This window comes from Olivibacter jilunii, from assembly GCF_900607235.1.
Taxonomy (GTDB): domain Bacteria; phylum Bacteroidota; class Bacteroidia; order Sphingobacteriales; family Sphingobacteriaceae; genus Olivibacter; species Olivibacter oleidegradans.
In genome coordinates, this window is record NZ_LR027861.1 from 45,993 (window position 1) to 71,421 (window position 25,429).

At 40.3% G+C, this 25,429-nt stretch carries 20 protein-coding genes; 12 read left to right on the top strand and 8 right to left on the bottom strand.

Annotation, left to right across the window (positions count from 1 at the left end; translation table 11 throughout):
• The first annotated feature begins 46 nt into the window (after nucleotides 1–46).
• The gene (locus E0E36_RS26665; protein WP_130858469.1) at nucleotides 47–4,180 is read left to right on the top strand and encodes a hybrid sensor histidine kinase/response regulator transcription factor; all 4,134 of its coding nucleotides are present in this window, start codon (nucleotides 47–49) and stop codon (nucleotides 4,178–4,180) included.
• An 88-nt stretch (nucleotides 4,181–4,268) separates the two neighbouring features.
• Here E0E36_RS26665 and E0E36_RS26670 read toward each other — a convergent pair whose 3' ends face one another.
• Complete coding sequence (locus E0E36_RS26670) at nucleotides 4,269–4,712, bottom strand: YybH family protein (protein WP_013667795.1); 444 nt, start codon at nucleotides 4,710–4,712, stop codon at nucleotides 4,269–4,271.
• Nucleotides 4,713–5,131: 419 nt separating this feature from the next.
• Between E0E36_RS26670 and E0E36_RS26675 the strand changes: the two genes are divergently transcribed.
• Complete coding sequence (locus E0E36_RS26675; protein ID WP_207303820.1) at nucleotides 5,132–6,370, top strand: YaiO family outer membrane beta-barrel protein; 1,239 nt, start codon at nucleotides 5,132–5,134, stop codon at nucleotides 6,368–6,370.
• Here E0E36_RS26675 and E0E36_RS26680 read toward each other — a convergent pair.
• The 5 genes from E0E36_RS26680 to E0E36_RS26700 all read right to left on the bottom strand — a co-directional run bounded on the left by E0E36_RS26680 (nucleotide 6,367) and on the right by E0E36_RS26700 (nucleotide 15,709).
• Nucleotides 6,367–9,711, bottom strand: a complete 3,345-nt coding sequence (locus E0E36_RS26680) for a sulfatase-like hydrolase/transferase (RefSeq protein WP_207303821.1) — start codon at nucleotides 9,709–9,711, stop codon at nucleotides 6,367–6,369. The genes E0E36_RS26675 and E0E36_RS26680 overlap by 4 nt on opposite strands.
• Before the next feature lie 119 nt (nucleotides 9,712–9,830).
• Entirely contained in the window at nucleotides 9,831–10,907 is a 1,077-nt protein-coding gene (locus tag E0E36_RS26685) for a hypothetical protein (RefSeq protein WP_130858472.1), read from the bottom strand.
• Between the two features lie 19 nt (nucleotides 10,908–10,926).
• Entirely contained in the window at nucleotides 10,927–11,289 is a 363-nt protein-coding gene (locus tag E0E36_RS26690) for a response regulator transcription factor (protein WP_130858473.1), read from the bottom strand.
• 7 nt (nucleotides 11,290–11,296) lie between these two features.
• Nucleotides 11,297–15,202, bottom strand: coding sequence for a PAS domain S-box protein (locus E0E36_RS26695; RefSeq protein WP_130858474.1), 3,906 nt, complete (start codon nucleotides 15,200–15,202; stop codon nucleotides 11,297–11,299).
• Nucleotides 15,203–15,394: 192 nt separating this feature from the next.
• The gene (locus tag E0E36_RS26700; protein ID WP_130858475.1) at nucleotides 15,395–15,709 is read right to left on the bottom strand and encodes a hypothetical protein; all 315 of its coding nucleotides are present in this window, start codon (nucleotides 15,707–15,709) and stop codon (nucleotides 15,395–15,397) included.
• 203 nt (nucleotides 15,710–15,912) lie between these two features.
• Between E0E36_RS26700 and E0E36_RS26705 the strand changes: the two genes are divergently transcribed.
• The 4 genes from E0E36_RS26705 to E0E36_RS26720 all read left to right on the top strand — a co-directional run bounded on the left by E0E36_RS26705 (nucleotide 15,913) and on the right by E0E36_RS26720 (nucleotide 17,856).
• Nucleotides 15,913–16,698 (top strand): alpha/beta fold hydrolase, encoded by a 786-nt coding sequence (locus E0E36_RS26705; RefSeq protein ID WP_242627404.1) that lies wholly within the window; start codon nucleotides 15,913–15,915, stop codon nucleotides 16,696–16,698.
• 131 nt (nucleotides 16,699–16,829) lie between these two features.
• Nucleotides 16,830–17,213 (top strand): co-chaperone GroES, encoded by a 384-nt coding sequence (locus E0E36_RS26710; RefSeq protein ID WP_013667798.1) that lies wholly within the window; start codon nucleotides 16,830–16,832, stop codon nucleotides 17,211–17,213.
• A gap of 91 nt (nucleotides 17,214–17,304) precedes the next feature.
• Complete coding sequence (locus tag E0E36_RS26715) at nucleotides 17,305–17,517, top strand: hypothetical protein (RefSeq protein ID WP_130858477.1); 213 nt, start codon at nucleotides 17,305–17,307, stop codon at nucleotides 17,515–17,517.
• 69 nt (nucleotides 17,518–17,586) lie between these two features.
• A complete protein-coding gene (locus E0E36_RS26720) occupies nucleotides 17,587–17,856 on the top strand; it encodes a hypothetical protein (RefSeq protein WP_130858478.1) in 270 nt (89 codons plus the stop codon).
• Nucleotides 17,857–17,931: 75 nt separating this feature from the next.
• Here E0E36_RS26720 and E0E36_RS26725 read toward each other — a convergent pair whose 3' ends face one another.
• The gene (locus E0E36_RS26725) at nucleotides 17,932–19,182 is read right to left on the bottom strand and encodes a PQQ-dependent sugar dehydrogenase (RefSeq protein WP_013667801.1); all 1,251 of its coding nucleotides are present in this window, start codon (nucleotides 19,180–19,182) and stop codon (nucleotides 17,932–17,934) included.
• A gap of 63 nt (nucleotides 19,183–19,245) precedes the next feature.
• Nucleotides 19,246–19,944 carry a DUF92 domain-containing protein gene (locus E0E36_RS26730; protein ID WP_256377666.1) on the bottom strand — a complete coding sequence of 233 codons (699 nt, stop codon included), beginning with the start codon at nucleotides 19,942–19,944 and terminating at the stop codon, nucleotides 19,246–19,248.
• Between the two features lie 94 nt (nucleotides 19,945–20,038).
• On the opposite strand from E0E36_RS26730, the gene E0E36_RS27885 reads away from it, so the two are divergent.
• From E0E36_RS27885 to E0E36_RS26755, 6 genes are all read left to right on the top strand, one after another.
• The gene (locus tag E0E36_RS27885) at nucleotides 20,039–20,212 is read left to right on the top strand and encodes a hypothetical protein (RefSeq protein WP_013667803.1); all 174 of its coding nucleotides are present in this window, start codon (nucleotides 20,039–20,041) and stop codon (nucleotides 20,210–20,212) included.
• Between the two features lie 153 nt (nucleotides 20,213–20,365).
• Nucleotides 20,366–21,037 (top strand): YceI family protein, encoded by a 672-nt coding sequence (locus tag E0E36_RS26735; protein WP_130858480.1) that lies wholly within the window; start codon nucleotides 20,366–20,368, stop codon nucleotides 21,035–21,037.
• 230 nt (nucleotides 21,038–21,267) lie between these two features.
• Nucleotides 21,268–21,891, top strand: coding sequence for a bifunctional 4-hydroxy-2-oxoglutarate aldolase/2-dehydro-3-deoxy-phosphogluconate aldolase (locus E0E36_RS26740; protein ID WP_130858481.1), 624 nt, complete (start codon nucleotides 21,268–21,270; stop codon nucleotides 21,889–21,891).
• Nucleotides 21,892–21,902: 11 nt separating this feature from the next.
• Nucleotides 21,903–23,051 carry a galactonate dehydratase gene (gene dgoD, locus E0E36_RS26745; protein WP_013667806.1) on the top strand — a complete coding sequence of 383 codons (1,149 nt, stop codon included), beginning with the start codon at nucleotides 21,903–21,905 and terminating at the stop codon, nucleotides 23,049–23,051.
• Nucleotides 23,052–23,148: 97 nt separating this feature from the next.
• Entirely contained in the window at nucleotides 23,149–24,456 is a 1,308-nt protein-coding gene (locus E0E36_RS26750; protein WP_130858482.1) for an MFS transporter, read from the top strand.
• A complete protein-coding gene (locus E0E36_RS26755) occupies nucleotides 24,456–25,427 on the top strand; it encodes a 2-dehydro-3-deoxygalactonokinase (RefSeq protein WP_130858483.1) in 972 nt (323 codons plus the stop codon). The genes E0E36_RS26750 and E0E36_RS26755 overlap by 1 nt, the downstream gene beginning before the upstream one ends.
• Nucleotides 25,428–25,429: the final 2 nt, after the last annotated feature.

Genomic DNA, 25,429 nt, shown 5'->3' on the forward strand with positions numbered 1-25,429 from the left:
CCGAAATTATTTCCTTAGATTCGTAATAATAACCAGCACCTAATCAATGCAGACTGTTCAATTATATCAACGGATTTCGTGGTACGTCCTCTTTATACTATTCTTCTACTGCATGATTGGTAATCCCTATTACCTAAAGGCTAAAGACGGCCTCCACTTTCAACACATTAATCACTTCCAAGGACTTTCCAATAATACCGTTGAATGTATATTTCAGGACACTAGGGGCTTCATGTGGTTCGGCACTCGAGATGGGCTCAATCGCTATGATGGATATGAAGTGATTTCTTATCGCAACATACCCAACAACCCGCATTCGCTTAGTGACAATTACATTACTTGCATCTATGAAGATAAAACCGGTGGCTTATGGATAGGGACTTTAAACGGTTTGAACTATTACGACCGCGCAAAGAATCAATTTAAACGTTTTAAAAGTAGTGACAATAGAGAGTATGCTATTAGTTGCAATCGCATTAGCGCCATAACGGAAGTAGGCGGTGCCTTATGGATTGGCACATTTGGAGGAGGATTGAATCGTTTGGACAAGCGGACTGGACATTTTATTACATACCGCCAAGTAGCACATAAAGCAAGTCTTGTTGACGACTTTATCCGTTGTTTTTACGTCGATCAAAAGCAACGTCTGTGGATCGGAACGCAGCGGGGGCTCAGCTTATTGGAGCCAAAAAAAGGCATTTTCTGTCAGATCCCGCACGATAAAGGGCTGGATATTTTAGCCATCGTGGAAGATGCTAACCATCAAATCTTACTGGGTACCAATAACGAAGGAGTTTATTCATTTAATACACAGCTTCTTCGCTACGAAGAGCGCCGATATCACGAGGGCATCAACGGTGGCATCACCAGCGACCTGATCCGGGCCTTACTGCTAGATCAACAGCGTCGACTTTGGGTTGGCAGTATTAACGGTGGACTAAGTCAATATAACCCTCAAACGGAAGAGTGGAGCCATTATACTGCCGAGCCGGATAATCCCAACAGCCTTTCGCAGCGCACAATCTCAGCTCTTTTTGAAGACCGTCAAGGAAACCTTTGGATCGGCACCCATCGAGGCGGGGTTAACTTATACAGTCCGCATGCTAAGAAATTTGAACTTTTCAGAAGAACCGCCCATAGGGAAAGTCTTGGCTATAACGACGTCACCGCCTTTTGCGAAGATAGTAAAGGGCGTATTTGGGTTGGAACGGACGGAGGCGGCCTCGACTTATTCAATCCTAAAACGAAGAAGTTTACCCATTATCGTCATGATCCGAAAAATTCACAAAGTCTAGCTTCTAACGCGGTCCTTCATATCATGGAAGACCGCAATGGACGATTATGGGTAAGTACTTGGGGTGGCGGAATTCATCTTTTTAATCCTGAAAAGGGTACTTTCAAACGTTACCTGCACGACGAAAATAACAGGGCTTCCATCACTTCCAATTTTGTGCATGAAATTTTCGAAGATGCTCGAGGACAATTTTGGGTGGCTACCTATTACGGTGGACTTAACCGCTTTGATCCGGAGAAAGGTACATTTTCGCGCTTCACGTATGGAAACAATCTACAGAACGTATTCAAAGGCAACAATGTCGTGGCCATTGAAGAAGATAAGCATGGCCAATTATGGTTTGGAACGGATGATGGCGGCTTAAATTGCTATCAGCCTGAATCAGGAAGAATTATACATTACCTGGATAACTGGGAAAAGAATCCTTATGTACGCATTATCCATGAAGATCGTAAAGGCCGACTGTGGTTAGGACTCGATAAACTGTATCTTTTTGACGAAAATAAAAAACAATTCCTACCCAATCCTGCATCTTCTGACTTATCGCAAGGATACATTAAGGGCATACTCGAAGACGAACAAGGCAATTTATGGCTGTCAACCACCAATGGACTAGTAAAATATCACCCGGAAAACCAAAATTACAGACGGTACAATATGAACGATGGTTTGCAGGATTTAGAGTTTGAGGCAGGAGCTTACTTAAAAACCCGCGAGGGTTCATTTCTATTTGGCGGTATTAATGGCTTCAATCGATTTGTTCCGGATAAATTGGCAGAAAATAGGGTAAAACCTCCGCTGTATTTTACTTCATTCGAACTATTTAATAAGAAAGTAGAGGTAGGCGAAAAAGGATCACCCCTGCCTGTCGATATCAGTGTTGTTGACCTTATTTCGTTAAGGCATCAACAATCCAGTTTTTCAGTTACGTTTTCTGCTCTTAATTATATAGCTTCTGCCAACAATCAGTATGCGTACAAATTAGAAGGTTTTGACAGCGATTGGATTCGTACGAATGATCGCAAAGCGGTTTATACGAATCTCAATCCGGGGAAATATATACTTCGCGTCAAAGCATCTAACAATGATGGTGTATGGAACGAAAACGAGAAAAAGTTATTCATCGAAATAAAACCACCCTTTTGGGCCACCTGGTGGTTCCGAGCTTGCGGCTTGGCGTTTTTAGCTGTGCTCCTCTTTCAGTATATTAGGATAACTCGAGAAAAACATAGGCAACGGTTGGAAGACCAAAAGAAGGAAGAATTGCACCAGTTGCAGTTGCAGTTTTTCACCAATATATCCCATGAGTTTCGCACGCCCCTTTCTTTAATTCTGGGACCGATTGAAAATCTATTGCATGAGGAAAAAAGTGCCGGAAAAAAACTGCAGGTTTATCAGCTTATTCATCGCAACGCTAAACGATTGATGGGTTTAATTAATGAATTGATGGATTTCCGTCAAGTAGAAACCGGTGGGTTTAAATTGAATGTACGAGCGGGTGATATGAGTGAGCACGTACGCCGGATAGCCGAAGATTTCACTCTTATCGCCAAACAAAACCAAATCACCTTCACGGTACAGCTGCCAGATGACGATGATTTAACATGGTTTGACCCAACCATGCTGGATAAAATTATGCTTAACATTCTCAATAATGCCTTCAAATACACGCGTACAGAAGGCAACATTCACGTTAAGTTATTGAAAAGTATAAATGAGCATCATCCGGCCTATCCGCATCAATTACGTATCCCACCCATTTATCCTGCTAAAGCGTATCGATATTTTGTGGTGAAAGATAACGGTATAGGCATTTCCGAAAGTTCACTGCAGCATCTATTTAAACGATATTATCGCATCGCCGATTACCATATTGGCTCAGGTGTAGGATTAGCCTTTGTTAAGAGTTTGACCTTGCTACATAAAGGTTATATCGAAGTTAGCAGTGAAACCGACCAAGGAGTTGAATTTATGGTTGCAATTCCATGTGATCGGGAAGATTATCAAGAACATGAAATTAATCATCAAGCGGCTGCATCCTCAACTGATATAGTTATTCAAACGACGTCTGCCGTACAAAACAAGAAAAAGAGTAAACGCCCTATACGAACTGCTGAGGAAAAGGCCCCGCATATTTTACTGGTGGAAGACCATGATGAATTACGTTCCTTTATCAAAGATCAATTAGGTTCCAGCTATCAGATTTGGGAGGCTACCAATGGCATAGAAGCTCTCGACTTTTTGCAGGAACGTTTGCCGGATCTGATCATAAGCGATGTGATGATGCCAAAAATGAATGGGGTTCAGTTATGTAAACGACTTAAATCGAATCCGGAAACACAATCAATTCCTTTCCTCATACTTACTGCCAAACAAGACGAGGATGCTCACCTTGCCGGCGTAGAAGCCGGGGCTGACTACTACTTTTCGAAACCTTTGAATATGGCTTTTTTACAGCAAACCATCCGTAATATTTTTATGCAGCGTGCAAGTATCAAAAGACGCTTGGCAAAAAACAGCCAGCTCGTTGCGCTCGAAAAGGCACATAGACAAAAAGACCGCGCTTTTACACAGAAAATTGTAAAAATTATTGAAAACAATTTATCCAATCCCGCGCTGGATATTATCTTTCTTTGTAAAGAAACCGGCATGAGTCGCACCAAACTTTATCAGGAAATTAAAATGATTCACAATCAATCGATAGGTGATTTTATTCGTTCTATACGAATGAAGCAGGCTGCTCACTTGATGGTGTACGATAATCTACCGATTGCAGAAGTTATGTTCCGGGTCGGAATACAAACTCAATCCTATTTTACCAAAGCTTTCAAAAACGAGTTTGGTAAAACGCCTACGCAATATTTAAAAGATTTAGAAAAGAAGTAAAATCGGCCGAGTGTCGGAATCTGTCGTTACGGATCAATCACGATTAGATACCATGTATCTTGCAGCCAAACAGCTACTTATTTCGCCACTATTTTCTTTTCATCAACCATTTACTAAACCATCCCATTTTTTGAATGCGGCAATTATGAAAGGCGGTCATTTTCCATTTCCCAGAGGGATCACGCACCCATACAGACGTATTAATCGATAAACGATTGGGTGCCACTTTCTTCTGCCATCTAAATTTAATGGCTCCTCTAGCTATAACGACAACAGTCTTTTCATTGAGAAAACGAATATCGGTAATATCCCCTTCCAACTTAGCTCCTTTGAACATAAAATTGTTCATCAGCTCTTTGTGGGCCCGTACATAGGCGGCCCTTCCTTTAAGATGCATCCCGTTAAACGTTATATAATCGCAATCCTCGGTGAGATGCTCGCCTGCAGCCTTGAAATCTAAGGTTTCAAACGCCTGGTAAATCGAGCGGTTGGCTTCCTGAATAGCTTTTACATCCATCGAATGTTGATTCATATGACTGGCTTTTAAATTATGTAAAATAGTATCGGTTTTCATCATATATCGCTCAGGTCAATTATTAGCGTAAAAATAGATAGCGTCAACGCAAATGGCCACTGTTTTTCCGTTAACCATTGCAAATCATCGGTAAACAACCAGATTCAATCGGTTAACCGAACAAGTTACTTTTCACATTAGCTAATAAAAAGACGCAAGGGTATTAAAATGGTTGCATTGGTGAACAACAGTTTTGCTTTTATTTTCAATATCCACTAGTATTAATTATTTATAGACCTAAACAAAGAACTTAAAAATGATGTTACAATAAATAGATGTTCTAGTCTGGTATTTTCATGAAGAGAATTTCATAAAGAAATATCAATTAGAATGCTTATGTTTATTATTCATAAAACAATAAACTAAAAATAAGTTTCATGCACTGTATGAGGGTCCATCTTTTAGTATCAATCCTTTTGATGCCATTTTTTGCCTTTGCTCAAACGAAAACATCTGACGATCTCTTCACCGAAGCAAGGAATGCAGCTTTCGAGCAAAAAAATTATGAGAAGGCTAAACAATTGGCAAAAAGGGCGTTAGCTCAATCGCCCGATTATACGGATGTTGCCATTTTCTTAGGTCGGGTATATACTTGGACCGATCAACCGGACAGCGCAAGAAACGTATTTGAAAACATCCTTTTGCGAGGCGTAACATCGGAAGATCTTTTTTTGGCTTACGCCTCGCTTGAGTACTGGAACGATAATAATCATAAAGCGCTAAACCTAGTTAATCAAGGTTTAACCATAAACGCTTCTTCTGAAGATTTGTTATTACTAAAATCCCGTATATTATATGCTGAAACAAATTATCGAGAGGCCGAGCAAGTGATTGGTAATCTATTGAATATCAACAACCAAAATACTGAAGCCCGAGCATTGGCGGCACGGATTTCAGACAACAGTGCATTAAATGCGATAGGTATTGTCTATAATTTTGTCCATTTTAATAAACAATTTGATGATCCCTGGCATTTGGCCGGTATCAGCTATAAAAGACAAACGAAATTCGGATCGGTTATAGCCAAACTGAATTATGCAAACCGTTTCAAAACCAATGGTTTTCAATATGAACTAGAAGCTTATCCCAGAATTTCAAAAATGTTCTACATGTATCTAAATGCGGGATACTCGGGCGATGTCGGAGTATTTCCCAAATATCGTACGGGCGCCTCACTTTACGCCAATTTACCGAAAAGCTTTGAGGCCGAGATTGGTTATAGACAACTTTATTTTACTGACGCCACTTGGATGTATACCGCATCGGTAGGAAAATATTTTAGAAACTTTTGGTTTAATTTTCGTACCTATCTTACTCCTGATAATGAAGACATATCGCAATCTTATACATTCACCACCCGTTATTATATCGGGGGAGCGAACGACTATTTCGGTGCCGCTATCGGCACGGGTATATCACCGGACGATAAAAATACAAACGTCCTTTTGGAGGAAGCCTATAAACTACGTACCAACAAAATAATGCTTGAATACAATTTCTCAGTGAAAAACCTCCATATATTTAATGTGAACGCAAGCTTTTTCAGGCAAGAATACCAGCCTACCATCAAAGGGAACCAGCTAGATATCGGTATCTCCTATCAAAAGCGGTTTTAATGATTTGGAAGTGGGCCGCTAATGAAACGCAATAGTGAATCTGGAAGCAACGAGTTGTTCTTTATGAATCGATCGTTTTTCTCTTTATATCGATGAAAGGCCGCACGCAATTCATCCCGAATACGACTGTCCTGAACAACTTCCTCATCCAGCCCCTCCGTAAACATGTATAAAGACTCTTCGTTTAGATGATATTTACCCATAACAAAATCGATTAATTGTGATTTCGTCTGCATTAGTGGCAAGCTCTGTTCACTTACCATAGTTGACAAGGTATCCAAACCGTTCCCTAACCAGGTAACATTTTCGGGAATCTGTATGGAATATTGCTTATTTAGAAAACGGAGTAGTGAAGGCGTTATATCTAAATGACTAACAATGTTGGTCAGTTTTGCAGTGCGTTTCAACAGCGGCGAATATATAATTAACGGAACATGATAACGATCTATTTTTGTACGCATAGGTATCTCGGGCATTCTGTGATCGCCGGTGATAATAAAAATAGTTTGATTGTAATCGTTCCTTTGTCGATAGGCCATAAAAAACGATCTTAATGCATCGTCTGCATTCAACACACTTGTGAGTTGTAAAGCATATCGCCTTAATTCAATACGCTGTTGCGGATTAGAGGTAATATCAGCAAGTCGTTCGTCGAATCGTTTTGCAAAAAAATCCGGGTTATTGATAAGAAAAGGATTATGTGTTGAAACGGATAGAAGCACGCTTACTTGTGGTTGCTTATCATTCTCATTCCGGCTTTTTAAAAAATGGTTAAATAGCGATTGATCATCATATCCCCAGCTGAAATCATTTGAAGCAGGTAATTTTTTATAGCTAGGCGGAAACGTTTTCCCATCATTCAATTCGGATAAATCATTTTTCTTCAAAAAGATGTCCATATGATCAAACGAGGCATCCCCTCCATAATAAAATGAGCTGTGGTATCCATTTTTCTGTAGTACGTTCAACAATGAATAATGTAAGGGCATTTGTTCGCCCAGCTCCAAAAAGCCATGTTCTCCAAATGGTAACGATGCCAATACCGATGGTAGAGCGGCAAAAGTTCTCCCACCTGCGCTTAGGCAATTTTCCCAGTAAAGCCCCTGTTTAGCAAGGGAATCCAAGAATGGCGTAAAGTTGCCTAAATAAGCCCCCTCGTTAACGAATGCCCGACCAAATCCTTCCATTAAAAGAATAATAATATTAGGTTTTTTCTCGCTTTTGCGAAAAAAGGGACTTAGTACATCTTCCGTTTCGTCTACTCTTAAGAAAGGGTAGTTCAGTGGATCTAAATAGTAGTATTCCTTAACGGAAACTTCCATATCTCCTACCGATGTCTGTTCATTATTAAATTGTAAAAGGCCACCAGGAAAATAATTTAGGTAGCTTTGTCTATAAAAATAGTTCGATTTATTGGTTACGAGGCTCTTTTCAAAATCGCTAGTCGACCAATGGTCTCTAAATAATTTATCCGAATTGACTAAAAACGACCCTATTCCCGCGACAAAAAAGAAACCGATAAATGCCATAGACCACATCTTTCTCAACTTTATCCAACTAAAACATGCAATACCGACAAAGATGACAATAAGTAGCTTTAGAACATTGACAACATTGATTGCGCCGGATGAACCGATTGTTTGTTTAATTTCAGACGATGAGTAACTATAAATATCAGCACCTAATGGAACAAGCGATACAAGAAAATATTGAACAAGAATAGTTTGTACTAAAAGGATAAGTACAAAAATGCCGGCCGTTACAATTAAGGCCCATTTCGAGGAGATAAAACGAAGGATGTAAAAAACTATAAAACCAAAGAAGCTTGCCGAAAGCCAAAATAAAAATTGATTGAAAAGCATTTGCGCAAAAAGTACACCACCATTTGATAATGGACCAAATTGCTGTGTATAAACGATAAATTCAATGAAGCTAGCGATCAATAACAGCCCTAAAAAAACAATAGATAAATTAATATAAGGGGATACCAGCATGTTAAAACGTTGGGATGACGTTTCAGCTGCTGATGAGTGTTGAGACGCCTGCTTGGCATTAAAACCCCGTCGCGTCATATCTCCCCAGGCTTTTTTCTTGAGTAAATAATCACGGAGTCCCCGGACTGCAGATAATACCACAAAAGGATGGAACAAGAAAGGTTCTAGAATAGCTGTTAACACTAATTTTACGACATCGGTATTCCTTCTATAAACACGATAGGTTACAGTATCAACCAAGATGGCGTAAATAGAGTAGAGAACGCCGAACACCATGACGAAACCGAGCAAAATAAAGAAAGCGGGCCAATCAACTAATCCCAGTATGAGGAAAACAAAAAAACCTATAAACCCTATAAATTCTATTATCGGCCCTAAAAATTCAAATAAAAACCAATATGGATAACTAATTAAACCCGTAATGCCATATTTCGGATTAAAAAATAATTTCTTATGTTTCCATAAGGTCTCAATTGTGCCACGCATCCATCTATTACGTTGACGACTAAGAATCTTAAAACTATCCGGTGCTTCCGTCCAGCATAAAGGGTCAGGTATATTAACAACACGGTACGCTTCATTCTGTTCTTCCATATAGCGCCTCATTCGGACAACCAACTCCATATCTTCTCCAACTGTGCCATGATCATAGCCACCTGCCTTGAGTATGATTTCTTTATCGAATGCCCCGAATGCACCCGATATTAGCAACAAGCCATTTGCACGACTCCAGGCAAGTCTTCCCAGCAAAAAAGCCCGAATATACTCCAATGCTTGGGAACGAGCTAACCAACTTTTTGGCAGCTTTACTTCAACAAGCTTACCATTTTCTATCCTACAATCGTTAGCCAATCGGATAATACCACCACAAGCAATTGTCCGTTTATCTGTTTCTTCCATGAAAGGTTTCGCCAGCTTCAAGATAGCATCCTGCTCTAAGATGCAATCTACATCTATACATACTGCATAGTCGTTACTTGCGATATTTATCCCCACATTTAAAGCATCTGCTTTTCCACCATTCTCTTTATCAACGACTAATAGCTTCTTAAATGCGGGATTCTTACTTTTGTACACTCCCTTAACTTCCTTCGTTGGCAATACATAATCGACGTAAAAATCTGCCTTAAAAAGTTCATACGCATCAATCAATTTTTGCAAAGAGTTATCTTTGCTTCCATCATTGATAATAATAATTTCCAGGTTGACATAATGAATGGAAAGAAGGGAACGTACATTTTCTACAATAGTGGCTGATTCATTGTACGCCGGAGCCAATAAACTAAAGCTTGGAGCGTTAGTAGAAGTAGCTAAGAGACGATAGTCCGTAAAGCTATTTTTACGCATATGCTTTATAATCGCACCCAATGAAAAAAGCCCTATCCATAAATACACTAAACATAATAATATGGCATAAAGTAGGATTCCAAACGTAAAGAATTCATAAAAAAACAACTGCCAGTTCATTAATAATGTCCTTCCATAGCTTGGTTAATAATTGTTTTAGCTGGTTCATCGAGTTGCTTCTTGGTCTCTTCCAGGACAGCAACTCCTTTTGCGGAACAGTTTAAAATAGCTCGGGCTGCACCTAATCTAACTTTACTGTTGTCATTATTATAGAATTCATGTAATAAAAAATTTAGTTCATTTATGCCTGCAATATTCTCTAAGACACGAATAGCCCGCATTTTGTATGCGTCAGATGCGTTATCATAAACCTCAATGACAGCAGCCGCTGTATTTTCTTGAGAAATACGTTCTAGCGTTTTCAGCGACTGCATTTGTACTTTTATTGAAGATGCCGAAATTTTTAATAAGACGCTTTCATGGAGTTCAAGTAATTGAAATTTTGCAATAAGCTTCAATGCAAATATAACAACGCTCTGATTATCCGAATTTAACCAACACTGAACATGATGTGCTGCATTAAGTGGTAATTGCCCGATCGCACTTAGCAGCTTAAGCTGCTGCCAATCTGAAATTGGATTTTGCAAATCATCTAAGAAAGCCAACCCTTGGAACCCCTTCAACCTAACTAAGCCGTACTGTGCTTCTAATCTAATAATGTCCTTATAATGATTTACCAAACTTACAATTTCGGGTTCCGCTTCCGAGATTTGCATGGCACTTAATTCTTGTATAGCGGAAGCCACAATATGCGCATGCCTGCTGGACAACCTTGCTGTACTGTCTTTGTCTAACCTCAGTTGTTTATAAACTACCTTTAAATTGGACGCTGCAATACCTGAAAGACTTTTTTCCGCATTCACTAAACTTCTTGCTAAGTATTTTCTAAATCTTCGATTAGTTAAATGGTCATTTAGCGCCGAGGGTGGCTGCAATGGAATATCAGCGGATGCTGCCTCATATATTACGATGGCTATTAGCTGTTGCCAAGATTTCCTTAAATCTGCAGCACGGTTTTTTTCAATCAAAAAAAACAAAATGACAATAAAAACCAGGAAGAGAAGACTTACCATCACGAGAGTTGCCCAAAAGAAATCAATAATGGGTAAGCCAAGAAGTGTTTCGTTCAACTGCATAATTAATACAGAATTCTATTTAGCGTCCAACGGTAAAACGTTTAATACGAAGAATAAGCTCTCCTGGACTAAACGGTTTGACAATAAAATCATCAGCACCCAACTTAAAAGCGTCCAAAACAACTTCTTCTTGGCCTAATCCCGAAAGAATAATAATGGGTATCGCTTTTTCTTTTATGGCGCGAACGGCAGTCACTATTTCTAAACCCGAAACATAAGGCATCATAATATCCGTGATAACCAGATCGGGGAGTGTTTCCTTTATTTTCTCAAGGGCATCCTTTCCATCGATGGCAGAAATTATTTGATGGTTTTCCTTTGACAGCCTGAATTCAAGAGTTTTCCGTATTAACTCGTCATCTTCTGCAATTAAAATAATCATTCAGCTACTAGTTAAAAGGTGTAATTCCAATTATTTTCTTTACTATTTTTATTTCTTCAAAAATCTTGCGCAACAAGTCTTGCCGAGTAATTTCTACTATACTGTCAGCCCTTTCAAGTTCCTCGGCAAGTTCATTCAGAAGAAGCAAACCGGCCGTTCTTGAGGTTCCTAGCAATTTATGCCCTATCTTTTTTAAAGACTGAAGATCTTGTTCTTCTTGAGCTTGTTCTATTTTCTTGACGGTACCTTCTAACTCAGATATGGTCAATTTTATGAATTCCCTTTTAAACATTTCATCGCCAGCGGCGTAGTCGTCCATCATATGATAATCGACGTGTAAATCGACCGTTATCTCATCTGTTTTTTCCTTAAAAAGCCAGGTCTTGATCTTTAACTCAATATCTGCTTCCACAATAGGTTTTGCGATAAAATCATTAAACCCGGCATCTAAGCATTTCTCCATCTCCCCTTTCACATTGCCGGCAGTAAGTGCTATTATGATAACATCAACGCCGGAGGGCAAAGACCGAATGCTACGTGTTGCTTCTATTCCATTAAGTTCGGGCATTTGAATGTCCATAAAAATAAGGTCTGGCATTTTGACTTTGCAGGCCTCTACCGCAAGCAAACCATTTTCAGCTTTTTCAATTGACGCAAGTGGGGCAATGCGTTCGATAATTGTGCTCGTTAACAACATATTAACCGCATTATCTTCGGCAATAAGCACATTAAAAGGACGAACGACAGCTTTAGATGGCAACCGATCGCTTTCTTCACCATTTACGACATCAATCTTTTGCGTTCGCTTAAGAGCCTCGTACATCTCTTTCGTATTAATCGGTTTCCTTACCCGTGTTACCATTAATTCATTTGATTGTTTAACAATATCTTCGTCTTCAGATGAACTGTATAGCAAAATAATTGGAATGTTGGAATATTCCGCTTTTGGGCTCTGTCGTATTTTTCTAATTACCTCTAAGCCATCTAAAATCGGCATCTGGTAGTCTACAATCAGTAAATCATATTTTTTATTGTCGTATAATTTTTGCAGGGCATCGAAGCCATTACTAACAGATTCAGAATGAATATTTTTCAACGCCAACATCCGTTCCAGTATCATCCTATTATGATCATTATCATCTACGATCAAAACAGATTGCAAGTCGTTTAAATCACCATTTCCTGCAGGATCTCCAAGCTCAAACGACGTTTCTAAGTTAAAAAAGAACGTGCTTCCAATCCCGACCTCGCTTTCCAGCTGCAGATGACTGCCCATTAACGCTAACAATTTATTGGAAATAGTAAGACCTAAACCTGTTCCCCCATATTTCTTAGTAATAGTACTATCTTCTTGGGCAAAAGCCTCAAAAATTTCATGTTGTTTGTCTCGTTGAATACCGATACCCGTATCTGTTACGGAAAACCGCAAAGTAGTTTTGTTATCTGAGGCGCTTATTTGTACTTCTTCTATTTTCAGTTCTATTTCTCCTATTTCTGTAAATTTGACGGCATTACCCAGTAAATTAATAAGTATTTGTTTTAATCGTGCATCGTCCGCCCAGATAAAACGCGGAAGATGAGGAGACATATCGAGAATTAATTCCAATCCTTTCTTTTGAGCTTGGTAGGTGATAACGTTTATTACCTGTTCACTCAAGTCAAATAAGTCTATTCTTTCAGAATTCAGCTCCAGTTTACCCGCTTCGATTTTAGAAAAATCAAGGATATCATTAATAATCGCTAAAAGCGAAACTGCAGAATCATTAACGATCGTGAGATACTGTTTCTGCGTATCATTTAATGAAGTTTTTAATATCAGATCAGTAAAGCCAATCACACCGTTGAGAGGCGTTCTTATTTCGTGGCTCATGTTAGCAAGAAATTCAGATTTAGCTTTGCTGGCTTGTTCCGCTATTTTTTTTGCCTTCCGCAATTCCTCGCTCTTTTCAAAACTTTCTGTTATATCCTGCGTAAACATAACCAGTCCCCCCACTTCATTATTAAAGTGACGCCAAGGTCTGATTTCCCAAATAAGGTGTTGTTCGTGGTCCCATCCCGGTGGCGTCCAGACATCGTCATTTTTTTTATGCACCTCGCCATTCAGACATTTTTTATGAATTTCTTTCCAATCGTCAGGAAGATTCGGAAAAACATCGTAATGTGATTTGCCAATAATACTCACATCTGCTAAATGATAACTTTCATACCATCGTTTGCTGACGGCAATATATCTTAAATCTTTGTCTAACATTGCTACAGCCGCCGGCGCATGCTCAATGAACGTTCGAAGCCTGGCCCTTTCCTCTATTAATGCAACTTCTGCCCGCTTCTTTTGATCTATATCTTGGAAAGTACCGAAAATCCGTTTGCATACACCTTCTATCATTTCGGGTTGTCCGTGGCTTCTGACCCAAATCAATCGTTTCTTTGCGGTGCGTAACTGTAATTCTAAGTCATAAGGTATGCCTTTCGTCACGGCTTCTTGAAATGCTTCTTCTATATACGCACGATTCTCGTCTTCATAAAAGGCCAATGCCTGTTCAATGGTCGGTTCATAATCGACTGCGACTTCATGAATACTTTTTGTAACATCCGACCATATAATTCTATTATTCGTTAAATCTACCTCCCAGCCGCCAACCCGCGCGACGCGGTTGGTCTGCTCCAACATTTCTTTCGTCTTCTTGAGATCACCCTCCAACTTCAAACGCTCAGTCATGTCAATCGCATTTCCAATAATGTAATCGTTACCTTCTGCGTCTTGTTCTAACACATTATTATAGAGCCAAAACAAGGGCTGTCCGTCTTTATGAAGCGTTTTCATAAGCCCTGTATCTTTGCGATTTAATTTGATACGATTCAAATATCCTTTCAGAAATTCGTGATGATAGGGTGGAACTAAATCGAATAAGGACATTCCTAGAATTTCTTCCTTTTTATATCCTAGTATGGCAGCACCTGCTTGATTGACCGACAAAATATTGCCCGCTAAGTCGTGTGTACACATCAGGCCCTGAGAATTCTCAAAAAAAGAACGAAGTTTATTTTCGCTTATCTCTAGCTCTTGATTCTTTAGCGTTTCTTCCGTCATATCACGACCAACGACGAAAATCTCATTTTCTCCGATATTAGGAGTTACAGACCATTGGATCGTTCGATTAGATCCGTCTTTTGCCAATAAACGATTAGTAAAATGAATGGTGTTCTTTCCGGATCGCCTATCCGAAAGTTCGTCCTCTGTCTTCCTGATATCATCCGGATAAACAAACGTTAAAAGTTTCTTTCCGAGCAACTCGCTTTCTCGCCAACCTAAAAGGTCTTGGAAAGCGGGATTCACCATTTTTATGATGCCTTCGGAGGTGACCGAGCTGATCAAATCTTTTGATATGTCAAACAATTTAGAAAAGTACTTTGCTTCTTGGGTATTCTTTCTCTCAAGTATTAAAGTAACCACCTGCTTAGCCAAAAGCTCAAGAAGTCTTTTCTGCTTTTCGTTTAATTCTTTCGGCTTTTTATCGATAACACATAATGCTCCCAATGCATATCCGCGAGGATCAATTAACGGGTAACCTGCGTAAAAAGCGATATTTGGATCTCCTGTAACGAGTGGGTTATGAACAAATCGGCTATCTTTTGCTGTATCGTTTACTTGGAAAACGCTGTCATTTAAAATGGTATACTGGCAAAAGGAAATATCACGGCTCATTTCAACCGTATCGATACCTTTCTTCGATTTAAACCACTGTCTGTTTTCGTCAATAAGTGATATAAGCGAAATTGGGGTGTCGCAAATCAAACTAGCCGCTTCAGTAATGCTATCAAAGTCTTCCTCTTCAAGTGAATCAAGTATATCATAATTTCTCAGCGCCTGCACGCGCTCTTTCTCGTTTTCAGGAATTGGAAAACTTATCATAATTTGGATTTATTGTACACCTAATATACAACAAACAAAAACAAATTAAGTTCTTTATAAAGAAATGTAAGATGATTTAGAAATATCAATGTCGAATCAAAACGACCTAATTTTCATAAAACCGACACAAGTATCACAATAATTCACATGAAAGCTGGTTGCAGTATACTCTTTGTACGTGATCATCATAGTCTAATTATTGTATTGAATTGCCTCTGCCTTATAGTATGAATCAGCATCTTCGCCGCCTGTATATTCAATGCCATGAATAATAACTCCATCTGCACCGACAGCTTTAGCCTTTTCAACTATTTTCCGCTTCGCCACTTCTTCATTGAGCAAAACCTTCGAAGATATATGTCCGATAACTTTATAGTCTTTTTTAACGTCTTTGCTTGCATAATAAACATCCATATGCATCGTCGGATTAAATCGATCTCCAAGATAAGATGTGCCGACGCAGGACATCATACTCAATAAAATAGGTAAAAATAGCTTTTTGTTCATAATTGATTCGATTGTTACTGGTTAGACTGGTGAAACACGTTTTGGTTTAGCAAACGGTTATAACTTGTCGCTATATACCCGGATATTGCCGCATTTCGAGTGCTCACATTCACTAATTCAACTTAAATTTACGTTCAATATTTACATTCATCATGACACGTAGATTACCAACCATTACATTATTAATGCTAGTTTTTTTATCTATGAAAGCTCAACAAACACAAATTGGCAGTTATGCCCAAGTAAATGGCCTGAAAATGTTTTATGAAATCCATGGTAAAGGCAATCCCTTAGTATTATTACATGGAGGAGGATCAACCATTGCAACTACTTTCGGCCGCATTTTACCCGAACTTGCCAAAGCACATCAAGTAATTGCAGTAGAGCTACAGGCACATGGGCACACTACTGATATCGATAGGCCACTCAGTTTCGAACAGGATGCAGATGACGTGGCGGCACTCTTAAAGCAGCTGAGCATTAAGAAAGCGAGCTTTATGGGTTTCAGCAACGGAGGTACCACCTGCTTGCAAATTGCTATACGACACCCCGATTTAGTAGACAAGCTTATTGTGGCCTCTTCCAATTATAAGCGCGGCGGACTGCAACCCGGCTTTTTTGAGGGTATGGAGCAAGCAACACTTGATAATATGCCACAACCATTGAAAGACGCCTATTACGCTATTAATCCTGACCCAAAGGGGCTACAAGCCATGTTTGAGCGGGATAAGGCTAGAATGCTTGCATTTAAAGATATAAGCGATGAGCAAATAAAGAGCATTCAGGTTCCTGTGCTTGTCGTGAATGGCGATACGGATGTAATTCGTACCGAGCACGCACTTGAACTTTCCCGGATGTTACCGCATGCACAACTGGCCATTCTACCTGGTGGGCACGGTGATTATCTAGGGGAAATTTGTGCGCCAAATAAAACAAGCAATATGCCCGTCTTCTTTGTCGCTTTGATTAACGACTTTCTTGGGAAATGACGCCGGAAAACGCACTCCTTATAATTATACTGCCATCAAAACGGATAGACAATATTTAGTAATGTCAATATGACATCTTCCATCCTTGTTGCACAGCTTTTGCTGAGGCTCGAAAAAAGGATTGATTTTGCATGATGACCATTCATTTGACAGAAAATAATAAACTGAAAAAGTTGATTGTTGTAGGAGATCGGGTGCTGGTAAAACCGGCGAAACCTAATGAGCGGACAGAAAGCGGGCTCTATCTACCACCCGGGGTTCAGGAGAAGGAAAAGGTGCAACAGGGTTATGTTATAAAAACAGGGCCAGGTTATGCTATTCCCGTACCCGCTGATGAAGATGATGCTTGGAAGCCACAAGAAGAGAAGGTAAAATATATCCCCCTACAGGCGAAGGAAGGAGATTTAGCAATTTTCTTGGTAAACGGCTCCACCGAGATCTTGTATCAGGGTGAAAAATACTTCATTGTTCCACAAGGGGCCATTTTAATGCTGGAAAGAGAAGAAGAACTCTAATTCTTTGCATGGCGGCGATTTTTCAAATTTGTTGCTTGACTAAACAATATCACCTCATGACTGTTAAGTTAAGCAACAAATTATTTCTATTATGAAAAATCTTAAAAAGCTATTCGCAACACTATCAGCTTGTTTATTTTTATCGATTATTGGCTGTGGACAAAATAGCCAGGAAAACGAAACGGAAGGTGATTCTTATCGAGATACCGTAGAAGCGCCTACGACTAACGATAACAATATGCGCAATGACCAACCGACGGACGAGTTGACAACAAAGGATTCGCTGAGTACCGACTCTATTTGATGTTGCTGCTAAGCCAACTTGCAAGCAAACTTATCTTTACCTATTTTTGCTAATAATGTTAGCAAACAAATGAAAGAAGAGATAAATTTTTACTTATTACAGGCGGATAAATTCAATCCTTATATTAACCGAAAGGAGCATCTTCAACGTATTTATCCTAAATTGACGTGGGAAACGATTTTAAGCCACCGACGAGAAGTCTATACTCGAGATCGGATAATCATCTACTTAAAACAAAACATAGAAAGATTAGGTGCGCTTGGCTTTAGGGAAGTAGCGGAGCGGCATCTCCATCAGTACGAACGGGAAAGCTATCCGGAGTTATTTTATGACGAGTGAGCTTGGTAGCCACATAAAAACAAAAGGTTCTTTTTAACAAGGAACCTTTTGTTTTTTATACTGTCGGTCAGGGTTTTATTCGCCTGCTTTTTTACCTACTCGAAACAACCATCCGGAATCAGTAACTGCATACAGGGCACCGTCCGGTCCTTCTGTTATTGCCCGGAAACGTTGCGCTTGATCGGCTAGCAGTCTTTCCTCTCCAACTACCTTATTATCCTGAATAACAAGACGAGCTATGTGCACACCACTCAAGGCGGAGATAAATAGGTTATCCTTCCATTCAGGAATCACGTCGCTGCTGTAAAAGGTAATGCCGCTGGGTGAAATTACAGGGTCATAGTAATAAATAGGCTGCTCTAAACCTTCCTTTTGTTGAATGCTATCGCCAATTTTTTTCCCACTGTATTCGATACCATAGGTTATAATCGGCCAACCATAGTTTTTACCTGGAAGAATACGATTTACTTCATCACCTCCCCTTGGTCCAAACTCGGTTTCCCAAAGATCGCCCGTCGTAGGATGAAAAGCTAGGCCTTGCACATTTCTATGGCCATATGAATAAATCTCAGGGCGCGCATCCCCCTTACCCTCGAAGGGGTTACCTGGAGCAGGTTTACCGTCCTTTGTAATTCGAAGAATTTTACCTAAGCCCGACTTCAAGTCTTGGGCTTGAGGTCTTGTTTCCAGATCAGAACGCTCGCCGGTGCTCACGATGAGATTACCTGTTTTATCAAAGAGAATACGACCACCATAATGTAATGTTCCATCATGAACAGGTGTCGCTTCGTAAATGACTTGCGCCTGCTCAATTGTCTTTTCGTCAGCAGCTAACTTACCTTTGCCAACTGCTGTCAAGTTGCCGCCGGCCTTAGGTTCTGAAAAAACCCAATAAACCATCCGGTTATTTGCAAAGTCAGGGTCTATTGTTAGCCCCAGTAAACCACCTTGTCCCCTTGCATCAACCTTAGGTAAGCCCGTAATGGCCTCGCTGATTTTACCGTCTTTTGCAACAATCCGCATCGTACCACCTTTTTCAGTAATCAGAAACCTTCCATCCGGTAGACAGGTGATACCCCAAGGATTTTTCAATTCTTTGTTGAGTACGGTGACCTCGTAAGGAGTGCTTGTTTTTACAGCGCCTATACGCGTTTGTCCCGCGAAAGCTGGTTTATAGTCGCTATTCGGTGAACCCGTCTCTACCGGTGGTAAGCTGGTTGTATCCGCGCCTACCGGTCCGCCGTTCTTATTGGCTGAAGAACTACAAGAGGCAACAGATAATGCTAATCCGGAAAGCAATCCTAAAAATGTTGAGTTATATGACATAGTTTATCTTTTTTGCGATTATAAAACTATTGAATTTTATTTATATCAGCAATTAATCCTACACTAACAAAAAAAGAAGAGTACCATCAAAGCTCCCAGAAGCGTATTAAGAAAATTTACGCCGTTATTTCCCAAATATTGCTTTCTTTCCAAACTCGCACCTAAAATAGAATCGAACAGGTTACCTAAAAAACCCGCAATAGCGATAAAGACGGCTACTTTATTCAATCCTGCATAAACAATCCCCATTAAAGCTGAAGCCATAAGTCCTATCAAGGTACCTTCCACGCTGACGACACCATCTTCACCTCGGATGTCGTGTTTGAAAGTTAACATGTTATAAAAAGAACGGCCATAAAGGGTACCTAATTCGGAAGACAAAGTATCTGCCAATGCCGCTGCAAGACTGCCGACCATCATGATTTTATAGACATCGGTATGCGACACATCTATCAAGCATAAAACTGCTAGCAATCCGGCAACACCTCCATTTGCAAACACCTGTCCCGCTCCCCGTGTTTCTTCATGCTTAGATAAGGCAAGTAACCGCGCTTTATCTATTTTCTTATGTGAAGTTGCCAATACGGCAAGGCCAAAAAATAAGCATAACATCAACAATTCCTTGATTCCCATAGCATAAAAAACCAACAAGCCGATACAAGAGGCTAGCCCGGCAGCAGAAACCGTTAGCTTTTTCGTGAGAACGGCTAACATGGCACAGATTAATAATACAAAACAAAGAATTAGCGAAGAATTTCCCATTAAATTGTCAGGATTATCCAATATAACATCATTTAACAAATTATTATTATTAGAGTTTCTACCTTTACCCCATCACACATAAAACAATTGCGCTATGAATTCCACAACATTATCATTGAAGGGAAATAGTGAAATACTTATCAAAAAACCAGGCGTAAAAGAACTGATCGCCGTTGCAAAGGGAATGAAAAAAGATGGATTTTCCTATGACGAAATCGCGAGAGAAACAAAACTCACACTAGCTTTTGTTATGTCTTTGTTTAAATAGTTCGTTTGCGTGCGTTGCTACCCCTTATATAGCAGCGCACGTAAAATGCAAATGCACGATCATTTGATGTTTAAACATTTATTATTTTAGCAGCTATTTTATTTATCAATCCAATCTACTATTTTTGTAGACATTTAAACAAAAAAATAGCGTATGAAGACAATTATCCCAGCATTCGCCCTCGTGCTCCTTTTAGCAGCATGTGGTGGTTCAACAAGCGATCAAGCGAAAACCGAGGAAAAACAGGAAGCAGCGGCAGCAACCGGTAGTTCTTACAGCATCGATACAACCGCTAGTCAGGTCACTTGGCAAGGTACTCATAAAGGCGGCTTAGCTCCTCGTTTTGGAAACATTAAGGTTACAGGTGGTTCATTATCCGTTGAAAACGGGACGGTAGCCGCAGGCGATTTGGAAGTAAGTCTTGCCAGTCTGCAAGTTGATCCTAAGTCTGTTACCGAAGAGGGCAAAAAACATACAGATTTAGAAGGTCATCTAAAAAGTGCTGATTTTTTTGACGTCGCAAAACATCCTGCTGCAAAATTTGTCATCACCGCTGTAGCACCTTACGACAGCACCAAGCAAAAAAGTTTGCTTCCCGGTGCTACTAATTTGGTCAGTGGCAATTTAACGTTAAAAGATAGCACCCTCAATATAACGTTCCCTGCACAACTTACGGTAGCTGAAAACGAAGTGACGGCTAAAGCAAAGTTCACGATCGATAGAAGCGCTTGGGGTATCAACTATAAAACAGAAGGAAGTCCTGAAAATTGGGCGATCAGCAAAGACGTTGAAATCGGCTTTGATTTGAAAGCTGTTAAAAAATAATTCCAAAAAAGTAGTTTGTGAAGGCCTGACGTCAATGTTCAGGCCTTTTTTTATGTCACTAGTCCTATACCAATTTATATACTCATCCAAATAATATAGCAAGCCGCTAACTAAGTCATTTTCTACCACATTGTTATCTATAATAAAAATGACCGCCCATTTTTAAGGTTTTCTTTTTATCTTAGGTCGCGTTGTAATATTTCCACTTATATACGCTAACATCAGCACTTATGTCTATACTGCAGCACATTAAAGAAAATCAATTAGTTGCGATTGTTAGAGGAGCAGATCCAAAGGATATCCTCTCTATTGCGGAAGCACTGTATGAAGGGGGAATCCGTTTATTAGAGATTACCATGAATTCCACCGAACCTCTGGCTGCCATCGAGCAGGTGAGCAATAAACTGGGCGATAAGCTCATTATCGGCGCGGGAACTGTACTGGATAGCACGATGGCAAAAGATGCCATTCATGCCGGTGCGCATTTTATTCTTTCTCCTATATTGGATAAGAGGGTCATTGAGACGACCAAGAGCCTAAACAGGGTAAGCATTCCAGGTGCTTATACAGCGACGGAAATTTACCAAGCTTACCAAATGGGCGCGGATATTATAAAAGTTTTCCCGGCTACTTCACCATCTTATCTAAAAGACATTGCCGGTCCGCTGCCATACATCCCTTTGCTCCCAACCGGTGGCATCACGATCGATAATATTGCAAACTTTAAAAAAGCAGGGGCCGTAGGCTTCGGAATCGGAAGTGCGCTCGTGGATACCAAGCAACAAGTGACCGGCCAATACCTGCTAAACCTCACCCATACCGCTAGAAAATTTGTAGAAGCAGTTAACGTATAATAGCAATTCAGATGAAGATTAAAAGTTATGAATTATTTCAGGTACCTCCACGATGGTTGTTTTTAAAAATAGAAACCGATGAAGGGATCGTGGGTTGGGGAGAACCGGTGATCGAAGGTAAAGCGGCGACAGTAAAAACAGCAGTCGACGAATTGATGGAATACCTGATGGGTAAAGATCCAATGCATATTGAAGATCATTGGAATGTGCTATATCGCGCAGGCTTCTATCGCGGTGGGCCGATTATAATGAGTGCAATTGCCGGTATTGACCAAGCGTTGTGGGACATCAAAGGTAAATTTTATAATGCCCCTATTCACCAGCTATTGGGAGGAAAAGCGAAAGACAAAATGAAAGTCTACTCCTGGATTGGAGGCGATCGTCCGGCAGAAGTTGGCTTAGCAGCGAAAAAAATGGCTGAACAAGGCTTTCTTGCGGTAAAAATGAATGCCACTGAAGAACTCCAGTATGTCGACAGCTATGATAAGATAGACGAAGCGGTTGCAAGGATTGCAGCGGTACGAGAGGCTGTTGGTCCGGCTTTTGGGATAGGGATCGACTTCCATGGACGGGTACATAAACCCATGGCAAAAATATTGGCAAAAGAGCTGGAGCGCTATAGACCGATGTTTATCGAAGAGCCTGTACTACCCGAGAATAACGAGGATCTGCGAGAAATCGCCAACCATGTGGCTATTCCAATCGCAACCGGGGAGCGGATGTTTTCTAAATGGCAATTCAAGGCTTTGCTGAAAGAAGGGTATGCTGATATTATCCAGCCTGATCTTTCCCATGCCGGCGGTATTACCGAATGCAAAAAAATCATCTCCATGGCAGAAGCGTTTGACGTAGCGGCAGCTCCGCATTGCCCGCTCGGCCCAATAGCGCTTGCCGCCTGCTTACAGGTCGATGCTACCTGTCATAATGCTTTTATTCAAGAGCAAAGTTTAGGTATACACTATAATGAGGGAAGTGATTTGCTCGATTATCTCGTAGATAAAACCGTATTTGAATATGATGGGGGCTATGTAAACATCCCTGACAAACCGGGACTAGGTATTGAAATTAATGAAGAACATGTAAGAAAAATGGCTGCCATTGGGCACAATTGGAAAAATCCGGTTTGGAGGCATCAGGATGGCAGCGTAGCCGAATGGTAATTGAGTTATTGCGTTCTAACCGGTTTGTCTGACTACGAAAAGCCGATAGCTAATTAATTACAACTGATAACTACCTGCTAAAAGCTAATACCTAAATATGAAACCGACAAAAATCAGGCATCAGATGCTCTTTCTGATCTTTGTAAATGTAGTTATAAACTACATGGATCGAAGTAATCTAGCCGTGGCGGCATCTGATATTGGTAAAGAATTTAAATTCTCATCCGTACAGATGGGGCTTATCTTTTCAGCCTTTAGCTGGACCTATCTTTTATTTCAAATCCCGGGCGGAATTTTAGTCAAGCATATTAGTCCAAGAATATTATACGCAGTCAGCCTCATTAGCTGGTCCTTTGCAACCCTCATACAAGGTTTTGCCAAAGGCTTTGCCACTTTGTTCGGGCTACGTATGATAACAGGCGCATTCGAAGCGCCGGCCTTTCCAATTAATAACCGCGTAGTTAGTGCCTGGTTTCCGGAAAATGAAAGAGCATCGGCCATAGGAATTTATACGTCCGGCCAGTTTTTAGGTCTTGCTTTTTTAATGCCGATACTTTCAAAAATTCAAGCTTATGTAGGGTGGAAGGGTCTTTTTGTTGTAACGGGACTCATCGGCGTCATTTGGGGTTTTGTCTGGTATTTTTTTTACCGTGATCCGATGAAACATACAAAAGTCAATAAAGCCGAGCTCGAAGTTATAGAAAGCGGAGGTGGCTTATTGGACCGAACGCTTACAGGGACCGGTCCGAAAAGAAGCTTCCGGTGGTCCGATCTAAGGGAAGTATTATCCTACAGAAAATTGTGGGGCATTTACATTGGTCAGTTCGCTGTGAATTCTACCTTATGGTTTTTTCTTACCTGGTTTCCTAAATACTTGGTTGACTACCGCGGAATGGGCTTCATCCAATCGGGATATTGGGCTTCTATACCGTATCTTGCTGCGTTCTTGGGTGTGCTTTGCTCTGGCTTCCTCTCCGATTATTTGATTCGAAAAGGCATTTCAGCGGCAAAAGCACGTAAACGTCCTATCATAATTGGTCTTTTAATCTCTGTACTCATTTTGGGTGCTAATTATGTCAATGCACCTAGTCTGGTGATTTTATTTATGTCTTTGTCTTTTTTTGGTGTCGGCTTTGCTTCGATCACCTGGATATTTGTTTCTACCCTTGCACCGAAACATTTGATTGATATAACGGGCGGTGTTTTCAATTTTATCGGCCAGTCGTCCGGCATTATCGTTCCCATAGCCATTGGCTTTTTGGCAAGTGGTGGTAATTTTGCACCTGCTTTGATTTTTGTTGCTTCGCTTGGCCTCCTAGGTGCCTGTTCTTACCTCTTTTTAGTGGGAAATGTTGAACGCATAAAATCTAATGATATTGCTGAATTACCAAATAGTGAAATTTAATGGATACATTTTTAAGCTGCGATTGGGGAACAAGTTCCTTTCGATTACGCCTAGTTGAGGTAAAAAGTTTCAAGATACTTGCCGAAATAAAAAACGATTCAGGTATTTTGGAGACATTTACCGCTTGGCAACAAAACGAGCCTGCGACGAATCGTGTTTTGTTTTACACTTCAATCATAACGAACCACATCCGAATACTAAGCGAGAAGCTTCGTGTTTCGCTTAAGGGAATACCTGTAGTACTATCAGGAATGGCATCGTCTACGATAGGGCTCATTGATTTACCTTATAAAGTTCTACCCTTTGAAATAGATGGTTCTGACTTGCACATCGAAATGTATAAAAGTGACGAGACGACCAATCCGCTTATTATTGTCTCCGGTGCAAGAACTGAAAACGACGTTATGCGAGGAGAAGAGACCAAAATAGTGGGCTGTGCTCAATTGATCGGAAACGATGAGTCCGAGCAGCTGTTCGTTCTTCCAGGTACGCATCCAAAACATGTTCTAATAAAAGATCGCCGGATTATCGGTTTCAAAACCTTTATGACCGGCGAATTTTTTGATCTCCTTTCAACAAAAAGTATCTTGTCAGGATCTATAGCCGCGGGAGAAGATTTAAATAGTCGGGCAAATCAGAAAAGTTTTATGGAAGCAGTACAGCTAAGCCAAACCACCGATCTACTTCACCATAGTTTTCTAGTTCGGACCAATCAAGTATTGGAACGCCTTTCTAAACAACAGAACTATTACTACCTCAGTGGGCTGCTTATTGGAGCGGAGCTAGCGAGTCTGGAATCAAAAAAATCCATATACTTACTTGGGGGGCCCGCGCACCGTTCCTTATATACCTTGGCGTGTTCGACCCTCGGTATTGAGATTATACAGTCATGGGATGCCGATCGGGCTTTGATTCAAGGGCAGGCAACAATTTTCTCAAGAATGAAAGATAGTTCATCCCTTCTCGCTTAACA

Excerpts from the sequence above, each read along its gene's own strand:
- E0E36_RS26665 (WP_130858469.1), top strand. The coding sequence starts at position 47 with ATGCAGACTGTTCAATTATATCAACGGATTTCGTGGTACGTCCTCTTT.
- E0E36_RS26670 (WP_013667795.1), bottom strand. The coding sequence starts at position 4,712 with ATGAATCAACATTCGATGGATGTAAAAGCTATTCAGGAAGCCAACCGC.
- E0E36_RS26675 (WP_207303820.1), top strand. The coding sequence starts at position 5,132 with ATGCACTGTATGAGGGTCCATCTTTTAGTATCAATCCTTTTGATGCCA.
- E0E36_RS26680 (WP_207303821.1), bottom strand. The coding sequence starts at position 9,711 with ATGCGTAAAAATAGCTTTACGGACTATCGTCTCTTAGCTACTTCTACT.
- E0E36_RS26685 (WP_130858472.1), bottom strand. The coding sequence starts at position 10,907 with ATGCAGTTGAACGAAACACTTCTTGGCTTACCCATTATTGATTTCTTT.
- E0E36_RS26690 (WP_130858473.1), bottom strand. The coding sequence starts at position 11,289 with ATGATTATTTTAATTGCAGAAGATGACGAGTTAATACGGAAAACTCTT.
- E0E36_RS26695 (WP_130858474.1), bottom strand. The coding sequence starts at position 15,202 with ATGATAAGTTTTCCAATTCCTGAAAACGAGAAAGAGCGCGTGCAGGCG.
- E0E36_RS26700 (WP_130858475.1), bottom strand. The coding sequence starts at position 15,709 with ATGAACAAAAAGCTATTTTTACCTATTTTATTGAGTATGATGTCCTGC.
- E0E36_RS26705 (WP_242627404.1), top strand. The coding sequence starts at position 15,913 with ATGAAAGCTCAACAAACACAAATTGGCAGTTATGCCCAAGTAAATGGC.
- E0E36_RS26710 (WP_013667798.1), top strand. The coding sequence starts at position 16,830 with ATGATGACCATTCATTTGACAGAAAATAATAAACTGAAAAAGTTGATT.
- E0E36_RS26715 (WP_130858477.1), top strand. The coding sequence starts at position 17,305 with ATGAAAAATCTTAAAAAGCTATTCGCAACACTATCAGCTTGTTTATTT.
- E0E36_RS26720 (WP_130858478.1), top strand. The coding sequence starts at position 17,587 with ATGAAAGAAGAGATAAATTTTTACTTATTACAGGCGGATAAATTCAAT.
- E0E36_RS26725 (WP_013667801.1), bottom strand. The coding sequence starts at position 19,182 with ATGTCATATAACTCAACATTTTTAGGATTGCTTTCCGGATTAGCATTA.
- E0E36_RS26730 (WP_256377666.1), bottom strand. The coding sequence starts at position 19,944 with ATGGGAAATTCTTCGCTAATTCTTTGTTTTGTATTATTAATCTGTGCC.
- E0E36_RS27885 (WP_013667803.1), top strand. The coding sequence starts at position 20,039 with ATGAATTCCACAACATTATCATTGAAGGGAAATAGTGAAATACTTATC.
- E0E36_RS26735 (WP_130858480.1), top strand. The coding sequence starts at position 20,366 with ATGAAGACAATTATCCCAGCATTCGCCCTCGTGCTCCTTTTAGCAGCA.
- E0E36_RS26740 (WP_130858481.1), top strand. The coding sequence starts at position 21,268 with ATGTCTATACTGCAGCACATTAAAGAAAATCAATTAGTTGCGATTGTT.
- dgoD (WP_013667806.1), top strand. The coding sequence starts at position 21,903 with ATGAAGATTAAAAGTTATGAATTATTTCAGGTACCTCCACGATGGTTG.
- E0E36_RS26750 (WP_130858482.1), top strand. The coding sequence starts at position 23,149 with ATGAAACCGACAAAAATCAGGCATCAGATGCTCTTTCTGATCTTTGTA.
- E0E36_RS26755 (WP_130858483.1), top strand. The coding sequence starts at position 24,456 with ATGGATACATTTTTAAGCTGCGATTGGGGAACAAGTTCCTTTCGATTA.